This window comes from Microseira sp. BLCC-F43 (assembly GCF_041929235.1).
In the GTDB taxonomy this organism is placed as follows: domain Bacteria; phylum Cyanobacteriota; class Cyanobacteriia; order Cyanobacteriales; family Aerosakkonemataceae; genus Microseira.
Window position 1 is genome coordinate 64,096 of record NZ_JBHFNP010000019.1, and the last position, 8,859, is coordinate 72,954.

At 44.5% G+C, this 8,859-nt stretch carries 9 protein-coding genes; 2 read left to right on the plus strand and 7 right to left on the minus strand.

Features of this window, described 5'->3' with window-relative positions:
- Positions 1–48 precede the first annotated feature (48 nt).
- Entirely contained in the window at positions 49–2,043 is a 1,995-nt protein-coding gene (locus ACE1CM_RS02370) for a DEAD/DEAH box helicase (protein ID WP_374875794.1), read from the plus strand.
- A gap of 45 nt (positions 2,044–2,088) precedes the next feature.
- On the opposite strand, the gene ACE1CM_RS02375 is transcribed toward ACE1CM_RS02370, so the two are convergent.
- The 4 genes from ACE1CM_RS02375 to ACE1CM_RS02390 all read right to left on the minus strand — a co-directional run bounded on the left by ACE1CM_RS02375 (position 2,089) and on the right by ACE1CM_RS02390 (position 4,948).
- Positions 2,089–2,760 (minus strand): hypothetical protein, encoded by a 672-nt coding sequence (locus tag ACE1CM_RS02375; protein ID WP_374875795.1) that lies wholly within the window; start codon positions 2,758–2,760, stop codon positions 2,089–2,091.
- Positions 2,761–2,801: 41 nt separating this feature from the next.
- Entirely contained in the window at positions 2,802–3,431 is a 630-nt protein-coding gene (locus ACE1CM_RS02380; RefSeq protein ID WP_374875796.1) for a hypothetical protein, read from the minus strand.
- 16 nt (positions 3,432–3,447) lie between these two features.
- Positions 3,448–4,506, minus strand: a complete 1,059-nt coding sequence (locus tag ACE1CM_RS02385; RefSeq protein WP_374875797.1) for a hypothetical protein — start codon at positions 4,504–4,506, stop codon at positions 3,448–3,450.
- 256 nt (positions 4,507–4,762) lie between these two features.
- Positions 4,763–4,948: a hypothetical protein gene (locus ACE1CM_RS02390; protein ID WP_374875798.1), complete on the minus strand. Its 186-nt coding sequence runs from the start codon at positions 4,946–4,948 to the stop codon at positions 4,763–4,765.
- Positions 4,949–4,964: 16 nt separating this feature from the next.
- Between ACE1CM_RS02390 and ACE1CM_RS02395 the strand changes: the two genes are divergently transcribed.
- Positions 4,965–5,825, plus strand: coding sequence for an SDR family oxidoreductase (locus ACE1CM_RS02395; protein ID WP_374875799.1), 861 nt, complete (start codon positions 4,965–4,967; stop codon positions 5,823–5,825).
- Between the two features lie 122 nt (positions 5,826–5,947).
- Here ACE1CM_RS02395 and ACE1CM_RS02400 read toward each other — a convergent pair whose 3' ends face one another.
- From ACE1CM_RS02400 to ACE1CM_RS02410, 3 genes are all read right to left on the minus strand, one after another.
- Positions 5,948–6,781, minus strand: a complete 834-nt coding sequence (locus ACE1CM_RS02400) for a pentapeptide repeat-containing protein (RefSeq protein WP_374875800.1) — start codon at positions 6,779–6,781, stop codon at positions 5,948–5,950.
- Between the two features lie 196 nt (positions 6,782–6,977).
- On the minus strand, positions 6,978–7,433 hold the full coding sequence (locus ACE1CM_RS02405) for a hemerythrin domain-containing protein (protein ID WP_374875801.1): 456 nt from the start codon (positions 7,431–7,433) through the stop codon (positions 6,978–6,980).
- A gap of 128 nt (positions 7,434–7,561) precedes the next feature.
- Entirely contained in the window at positions 7,562–8,605 is a 1,044-nt protein-coding gene (locus ACE1CM_RS02410) for a hemerythrin domain-containing protein (RefSeq protein WP_374875802.1), read from the minus strand.
- Between the last annotated feature and the right edge of the window lie 254 nt (positions 8,606–8,859).

Below are 8,859 nucleotides of genomic sequence, written 5' to 3' on the forward strand. Positions count from 1 at the left end.
GAGCAATTTTTGATTCTGTATAATTAGCACCAAGAGTTAACAGCGTATATGGCATTAATAGTTCCAGATTCTTTGCCATCGGGAGCAAGTCAAGGAGAAAAAACCTTGTACAAAATACTTGCTGAAAAGTTATCCAATGAATTCTATGTCTGGTATGAACCAAATGCTCAAGGCTGTTTACCGTATTTTACCATTCTAGCGCCAAAGTTTGGGCTACTATTCATCAAGGTAGTAAATTGGTTCCCTAACCAGATAAGCAGTGGGGATAGGGATAATTTCACAATCAAGTCTGGGAGTGAGGAGATTAATCGAATAGATGTTCAACCAACCTCTCCAGAGAGTCAGGTCAGGCGAACTCGCAAACGTTCGCGTCATGAAAATGAGACAAAAAATGCCAAAATAAATGTTCTACATTCCTCTCTAAAGCAAGTCGATAACTACTTAAATAAGTTTTTGAATAAACTTCAGCATTATCCAATACTAACCCAACCAAATGGGTCAGCCCAGGTCAGGTTAGCTTTCCCCGTTGGTATTGGTCTTGTGATGTCCAACATTACAGTAAATCAAGCTCGCGACCCAAATATTTCTCAGCTATTAATCGACGAAAAAGTTATATACCGAAACGAGTTACTGTCATGGGATAACATATCTGAAATAGACTTGGTGAATCAGTTAGAAATGATGTTCCCTGACAAGTTGCCTTTCCTCAATCTCACACCTGACCAAATTGAAACTATCAAAGGCATTCTTTACCCCGAAATAGCTATTAAAGAAGTGCCTGCATCTTCTAACAGCGTTCCTGATAACATTGAACTGCGGGATAATAGTTATGTAATCAGGACTTTAGATCATCGTCAGGAGTGTATAGTTAAGTCTATTGGTGGCGGTCATCGCATAATTTATGGGGTAGCTGGATCGGGAAAAACACTTGTTTTACTATCCAGAGCTAAATTACTGGCAAATCGAAATCCAAACCAGCGAATTTTGATTCTTTGCTTTAATATTGGTCTGGCATCCTATTTCCAGTCTCTCTTGCCTAAAAAAATTGATGTAATGCACTTTGATGCCTGGGTAAAACATCTCCTTGGTAGAGAATATAAAACGGTAAGCCATTTAGTAAATTACAGGGAATATGTAGTAGAAATCGCTTTGAATAAACTTAATCAATTACCAATAGGTCTGAAGTGGGATGCAATTTTAGTCGATGAAGCACAAGCATTTTATCCTTATTGGTTCAAATGTTGTGTAGCTGCTTTGAAAGATCCTGAAAATGGCGATTTAACAATCGTATCTGATGGCAAGCAAAGCTTTTACAGCCGTCCTCGATTCTCGTGGAAATCGGTTGGAGTCAAAGCAGTTGGTCGGACAACTAGCAAAAAATTCCATCTTGACATAAACTACCGCAATACAAAAGAGATACTGGAAGCAGCGTGGAGTTTAGTAAAAAATACACATGAAGTAGAAAATATAATAAATACAGGGAATACTGATGATTCTGAAGTGACATTCCCTATAATTGAACCTCAAGCTTCTATCCGCCAGGGCGAGCGCCCAGTTTTGCATATTGTCAATACAAAACAGCAGGAAGTGGAATCAGTTATTAGACAAATTCAAAAACTCCATAAACTTGGCTACGAACTCAGAGAGATTGCTGTATTGCATAGATTAGAAGCAGTCTTGAACCATGACAGATCTATGTTATATTACCTAAGAAAGCGATTAAATAATCTGGGATTAGATACCTACTGGGTTACAGAAACTCTGAGATTGGAAAAAATAACATACAGCGTTAATATACCCGGTATCAGAATAATGACAACCCATACATCACTGGGACTAGAGTTTAAAGCAGTTTTAATTCTTTGGGTGCAAGAGTATGATAATAATAGAGCTATAAATTCGGAAATAGCCGCTTTAGATCTGAAAAAACTGTATGTTGCAATGACTCGCGCTCAAGATGTACTACATGTTTTTGGTTCTGGTGATTCGCGCTTAATAGAGCAATTGAAGCAAAGCGGAAATTTTGCAATACAATACGACTGACTCAAAGACAGAAACCGGGTTTCTTAAAGAAACCCGGTTTCTTTGTTATCTGATTCTGGGGCAGGGGAAGGCGATTAAATAACCACCTGCTTCGACGATAAAGTCATCGAAGTCGTTGTCTTTTCCGGGTCGAGGCAGTCCGGTATCGTCCCAGTTGATGCGGACGCCTTTGCGATCGCCCACCACTCCATCGGATAATCCACCTACGGTGCGGGTAGAACCAGGGGTTGAGCCGTTACCCATTTGCTCTAATCTGGTGGAGTAGAGGGTAGTTCTCAACCTGCCGCTGCGGGGGTCAATCACTTTTAGGTAAAAAGCATATGCGGTATTCGCTTGAAACGTAAACCGCCGCACGGGTTGGGGTACGGAGTTACCGGGTGTGCCTAAAAAATCCATCTGGGTGCCGGTGTCGTTTCTGCCGCTGGAGACGCGGTCGAGATCTGATACATCGTTAAAGTCGTCGAAGGGTTTGGTTTCGGCAATTAGATCTGTGGTTTCACCTGTGTTTAAATTGACAATGCCAAAGGTTGACTGGTAGTAACCGTGGGATTCTCTGAATTCAAATTCGACGACTGTCTCTTCGTCGAACCGGACGCCTTGACTTGCCGGTGGGGGGTTTTGGGCTTTCACCGGCATCGAGAAGGCACATAATACACCAGTAGCACTCAATGAAGCGATCGCTGCTAAACGAATTGCTTTCATGCGCAATTTTTCCATGCTAACTTCTCCTCACTATGGGATTGGTAACTATTGCAACTTTACCAAGTCCGAAACACTGGACTGCCACCCGATTTGGCGGCTGCCTCTAATTGGCTTCTCAAGTTGACAGCTTCCTGTCTCAACTCGTTCAATCGCTGACACGCTACGGGAAATACTGCATCGGTATTTTCTGGGTTGCGTAAAAACTGACGCGGACCTCTCGTACCACCTTGTTGTGCTGCCAAAACAGCTGCATCGCAAGCTTTATAAGCTTGATCGGCTTCTTGGTTCAACCGTCTGGCACGTTCTGCAAGTTGGGGGTTTATCCCGCCACCGCCGCGATCGAAAATCGGCGCGGTACTGTTCCAAACATTGGTTCCCGATATATCGGGGAAGCTGCCGTCTGCCTTAGCAGGTGTAGCAAAAGATACAACCGCTCCCAGGCAAAGCGAGGAAATCAATTTGGAGAGGAGGCGGTGACGGGGTGACAAGGGAGAGCGGGGAAACTCCATGCCTAAAGGCAGGGTATTCAAGCAAAAAATGCCTTTCTTCTTCTCCACGAATAAATTCGCTGCCTCTGTACCAAATACTTCGCTCTGGAGAAGCGCCGCTCTCCGCGTCTCCCCAACTCCTTGTCTTTGCGTCTTCTTACTCAACCGCAGATGTTTTACTTTTTCCTGTTTTTGCATTGTCACACTCCCCTATCTAAAACTTAATTGAAATTCCAGTACCCAATACAAATCGCGGTTCGTCGCCTGCACCTAAGATATCGCGCACGGCGGGAGTTATCACCCAAGGAACGTTTCTCACGGGTGCGATGGAAAATCCTGCTGCTAAGTCTACGCCTGTCCATTCGACAATTGCACTCACGGGTTCCACAACGCGAATGGCGACATTCCCAAACAAGTTGGCGTTGTTTTCCTTGGCGTCAATTGCCCCATTTGAGCGAAATTGTCCATCTCCCACACCAAAAGTGAGAGCAATGCGGCTTAAAGGTTGGCGCACCGATGGTCGCGTCCGCAGAATGCCGGTAATCACCCCATAGCGGGAATGTTCGTAGTCATTGCGACCGAGATTGATAAAACCGTTGTAACCGACGGCAATTCCCACATCGCCAAACCGACGATGCAACTTGGCGTTTAAACCACCATCGGGGAAGTCTTGATTAAAATCGTCAAACACGTAAGATAATTCCAGCCCAAAGCCTTTAACCGCATCGCCTAAACCAAGACCAACGCCAAACGCCCCGTTATTATCGTCGTCGTTATGTTCGCGAGTGGAAGTTTGATAAGTACCGCTGACAAATAAAGTGTTTCTATCGGCGCCAAATCCCACGGGGATGTAGATGCTTAATCCGGGGGAAGATTCAAATTCCCCCGATACTTCCGGAATTCGCAAGGGGGGAATCGGTTCTGGACGAGGGCAGTTAACGGGTGCTTGTGCGACTTGCGATCCAGGCGATGAAGCTTGTGCAAAGCAGCTAGCTGGGTCAATCGCTGGTTCTCGATTTGCCTGCAACTCCTGCAACCCGGTGGCGTCGGTACTCGATGCTTGGGAAACAAAGTTCGTTTTATTGATTACTTGAGGTTCTCGTGATTCTTTTAATTGGGCAGATAGCTGGTTTGATTGTTGTGCTGTCTGAGTTTCCTCGCCCGCGATCGATGATGGGGAAGTCGAGTTGCTCTCAATCGGACTAGCTTTGGCATTGAGAGTACCAGCTATCAAAGCAGCTAGGGTACAAATGGCAATAGTAGGTAAGCGCATGAAAATAATAACCTCACGAAACTCACACCTATCAAGTCAGGAATTAATTTACTTAGATATTACCCGCTATCGGCGATAATTGCCGCTATCTTAAGATATCTTCGAGATTAAAGCCGAATAAGCCGTGTTTTTACGGAATGATGCTAAATTTCAGCTACCCTGATGTTTGCTTGATTTTGCGGTGGCAGTTATAGAGAACGATCGCACCCATTCAGAATAGTTAGACCATTTCTTTGTCAATAAAGTTCCCAAAATCTCATACAACTAAGGGTCGATCTGTTGCTTGGGTGGTTTCTACCCCCAGAGCGATAAAGTGAATTTGAGCCGTTGTTAGCCTGTGGATGTAGATTGAGCGTGCCAATAGAATGCACCGAATCGGGTCACCATCGGTGCTTAAACCTTGGATGCATTTGCTCCAAGGCGATCGCGAAAGCGCGTGCATTCCCTAGGAGAATTTTATGCAAACTAATCAAAGACAAAAGCCACCGCAACACCAGGATCGTCAACCGGGTATCGAAGCGGAAATGACGCCGCAACCGATTGTAGACGACCCGAAATATAAGGGTTGCAATAAGTTACAGGATAAAGTTGCGCTGATTACTGGCGGCGATAGCGGCATCGGTCGTGCGGTGGCGATCGCATACGCTAAAGAAGGCGCTGATGTAGCGATCGTGTATCTAAACGAACACGAGGATGCCGAAAAAACCAAACAAATCGTCGAACAATACGGACGCAAGTGTCTGTGCATCCCAGGTGACATCGGCGACGAAAAGTTCTGCCAAGAAGCGGTACAAAAGACGGTTCAAGAATTCGGTAAACTCGATATTCTGATCAATAACGCCGCCGAACAGCATCCGCAACAAAGTATCGAAGATATCAGTGCCGAACAGTTGGAGCGTACTTTCCGCACCAACATTTTCGCCATGTTCTTCCTCACCAAAGCCGCACTCAAACACTTAAAAGAAGGGAGTGCCATTATTAACACGACTTCGGTAACAGCTTATAAGGGAAATCAGCAACTGTTGGATTATTCTTCTACTAAAGGAGCAATAGTTGCATTTACGCGATCGCTTTCCCAATCTTTGGCAGAAAAGAACATTCGCGTCAACGGCGTAGCACCCGGTCCGATTTGGACACCTTTAATTCCCTCCACTTTCCCAGAAGATAAAGTTGAAAGTTTTGGCGCTCAAGTGCCAATGGGACGCGCCGGACAACCCGTAGAAGTTGCGCCTAGCTATGTATTTTTGGCCTCAGATGACTCTTCTTATATGTCCGGTCAAATTTTACATCCCAACGGCGGCGAAGTTGTCAACGCTTAAAAGTTTGATCGAAGGTTGTGAGTAGGGGCACGGCATTTAAAAGTGAGTAGGGGCACGGCATTTAAAATTCTGCTGGTTTCTCCCAGAGGTTATTAACATGCCGTGCCCCTACAGCCATAAATTTATTTACCTTCATAGAGCGAGCCATCCGGCATAATAGCCCCGGTTAGATCGGCACCAGTTAAATTAGCCCCGGTTAAATCAGCCCCAGTTAAATTAGCCCCAGTTAAATTAGTTTCACTTAAATTAGCGCCGCTTAAATTAGCCCACATTAAATTAGCTTGAGTTAGGTTAGAACGAAATAAATTTGCCCCGCTCAGGTTGACTCCAGAAAGCTGAAAGCCACTCAAATCTGTTTCTGGTAGCGATATTTCCGGGGCTATAAAATAAGCTTCAAACTGGGTTAGATCGAAACCTTCAGGAAATTTAGTGTTTTGGTTATAAATAATTTTTTGAAAATTAGCCTCGCAAATATTCGCCTCGCTCAGGTCGGCTTCAAATAATTGAGTGCCGCTTAGGTTTGTTTGACTCAAGTTGGCTCCATTCAAATATGCTCCGCGCAAGTCAGCAAAATACAAGTTGGCTTGGCTCAGTTCTGCGCCAATTAAGTCAGTCCCTATCAAGTCAGCAAAACTCAAATTGGCACCCCTGAGATCGGCAGCAGTCAAGTCAGCTAAACTCAGGTTCGCTCTGCTTAAGTCAGTGCCAAGTAAATCAGCTCCGCTTAAATCCGCTTTACGCAAGTCGGCTTCGCTCAAATCGGCTTCACCTAGAAATGCTTGGCTCAAAATCGCCCTTGCTAAATTGCTTCGCCTTAAAATTGCCTTCTCTAAGTTAGCCTGACTCAAATCTATTCCGCTCAGATTCACCTCGCTTAAGGTGACTCCACTCAGGTCGGATAGATAAAATTCTCTCTCTCCAGCTTCATACAGGCTCAATAGTTCATCAGAATTCATACCTTTTTCTTGATATTGTTCTAAGGATAACTCTGTTTTAACAGTTAACCCTTAAATCAGACAAATGCCGCTTATTGTATGGGATTTTTAGGAGCGAGTCAAGTAGTTTATGAGTCGAGAAATTTCTTTAATTAATTGAAATAAATATTCTCTCGCGTCAAAAAAACCCGGTTTCTGAAAGAAACCGGGTTTCTGATTAAACAAGGGTAGCAACCATGTCTTCCTGAAGCTTGGTTTTTGTTTGCTGGAACTCTTGGGCAAGTTGCTGCAATTCTTTTTTCTTCATGCACTCACTGACTGTAGGTAGCAGTGAGTTTTCTTCTTCTTGCACGTGATGCTCAACAGCTTCTTTCAGTTTCTTAATTTTGGATTTAAACTGCGAGGAGTCGGGGTCGAGAGGTTTAATTTCCTCTAGCAGTTCTTTGGCTTTGACATGCTCCTCTTCAGCTGCTTCAACGAATTGATTGGTTTCTTCGTATTCGCGCATGGCTGGGTAGAGGACTAACTCTTCTGTTTGAGCGTGTAAGTTGAGTTCAAGGTAGATTTGCTGAAAGTAATCGTAGCGTTGGGTAGGGTCATCTGCACTTTCAATCGCTGAGAAAAGTTCTTCAGCTTTGCGATGATCGGCTTTGATTAATTCAAAAACGTCCATTTTGTTGCACCATTGAGATACTGGGACTCGAATTAGAGAAAAGCGGGTTTAGCTGTTTAACCAGGTACTTGGTAGAGACACCCATCAATAAAACCCGCTTTGACGACTCAATTTTGATTGGCAAGATTCTACTTCATGGCAGATGCCATTTCGTCTTGAATCTTGCTCTTAGCTGCTTTGAATTCGGTAGACAGTTGCTCGCGTTGCTCTGCGCTCAAGTTGTTACCAATTGCCGCGAACATAGTGCTTTCTTCTTGACGGATGTGATCGCCAACTACGTCCATCAATTGCTTGACTTTGTCTTTGAATTCAGGCGCAGAAGGACTCATCGATTTGATTTCGTCGAGCATCTGCTTCATTTGGGCTTGCTCGTCGTACAATTCTTGAGTGTTGTCGTCGCCGTAGAAACCGCGAACTTTGGGGTAAACGACTTGTTCTTCTGCGATCGCATGAACAGTGAGATCCTTATAAAGCTGCCCAAAATATTCTTGGATCTTTTGCGGATCGTCAGTCGCGCCGATTTCGGTGAAAATGGTGTTGGTCTTGTTGTGGTCGAGTCGGATCAGATCTCGGATGTCCATATCCTGCTTATCAGAAGTTTGGGTAACGGCACTGCCAAACACGCCTGATAAAGCTGCGATCGCATCTTGCACTCGTCCCCAAAGTCCTTGATCCGGATCTTTGCCAGTTAGTTCGCGGGTTCCCAAAATTTCGAGTATTCCTTTGAGTTGTTCTTGGTGCGCGCGGTTTTCAAAGTTGATCGTATTTAACGGCGCGATCGCAACTGCAACATCGGCACCCACAACTTGAGCTACCTTGTGAATTAACAGTCCGGTCATTACCTGTTGGTGCTTCAGCAATTCGTGCTGAAATGCCTTTTGGTAAAGCGTCAATTCGGACCCTTCCATCATTTGCTGAAGTTTCTCTACCATCTTGTTAATCGTATCGCGGGGTTCTGCTTTGACGCCGTATTGAACCATGACGGTTTCTAGAACGCCCATGTTCTTGCGATCGTCTTCCAGCATATGCTCGAAGCGCTTGCGAATTTCTTGATCGCCGATGGCAGAAATCAGCTTTTCTTCGTTGGCAATTAGCAGGTTTTGCACTTCTTTCATGTCTGCTAATTCCATTGCGATCGCCATGCGCTTGGTGTCGTCAAGAGTTTGTACCATATCTTTTGTTCCTTATCGTTTTTAAGCTTTCTTAGTTGATATTCGCACAATCTTTCCAGTCAATACATCTTTCTCTTGACGTAAAAACCTTTTTATGTATTGACATCAATTCTCAACTTTCGCCATGTAAGGATGAATTGATATTAAGTAGGTGAGTATAAATAAACTGAACAAGGGGCGGGGGGGGGGCCCCCCCCCCCCCAAACAAAAATAAAAAAATTGGGGGGGGGGACAGCCCCCCCCAACAAAAAAAA

Excerpts from the sequence above, each read along its gene's own strand:
- ACE1CM_RS02385 (WP_374875797.1), bottom strand. The coding sequence starts at position 4,506 with ATGCGCTTACCTACTATTGCCATTTGTACCCTAGCTGCTTTGATAGCT.
- ACE1CM_RS02400 (WP_374875800.1), bottom strand. The coding sequence starts at position 6,781 with ATGAATTCTGATGAACTATTGAGCCTGTATGAAGCTGGAGAGAGAGAA.
- ACE1CM_RS02395 (WP_374875799.1), top strand. The coding sequence starts at position 4,965 with ATGCAAACTAATCAAAGACAAAAGCCACCGCAACACCAGGATCGTCAA.
- ACE1CM_RS02375 (WP_374875795.1), bottom strand. The coding sequence starts at position 2,760 with ATGGAAAAATTGCGCATGAAAGCAATTCGTTTAGCAGCGATCGCTTCA.
- ACE1CM_RS02390 (WP_374875798.1), bottom strand. The coding sequence starts at position 4,948 with ATGCACGCGCTTTCGCGATCGCCTTGGAGCAAATGCATCCAAGGTTTA.
- ACE1CM_RS02380 (WP_374875796.1), bottom strand. The coding sequence starts at position 3,431 with ATGCAAAAACAGGAAAAAGTAAAACATCTGCGGTTGAGTAAGAAGACG.
- ACE1CM_RS02410 (WP_374875802.1), bottom strand. The coding sequence starts at position 8,605 with ATGGTACAAACTCTTGACGACACCAAGCGCATGGCGATCGCAATGGAA.
- ACE1CM_RS02405 (WP_374875801.1), bottom strand. The coding sequence starts at position 7,433 with ATGGACGTTTTTGAATTAATCAAAGCCGATCATCGCAAAGCTGAAGAA.
- ACE1CM_RS02370 (WP_374875794.1), top strand. The coding sequence starts at position 49 with ATGGCATTAATAGTTCCAGATTCTTTGCCATCGGGAGCAAGTCAAGGA.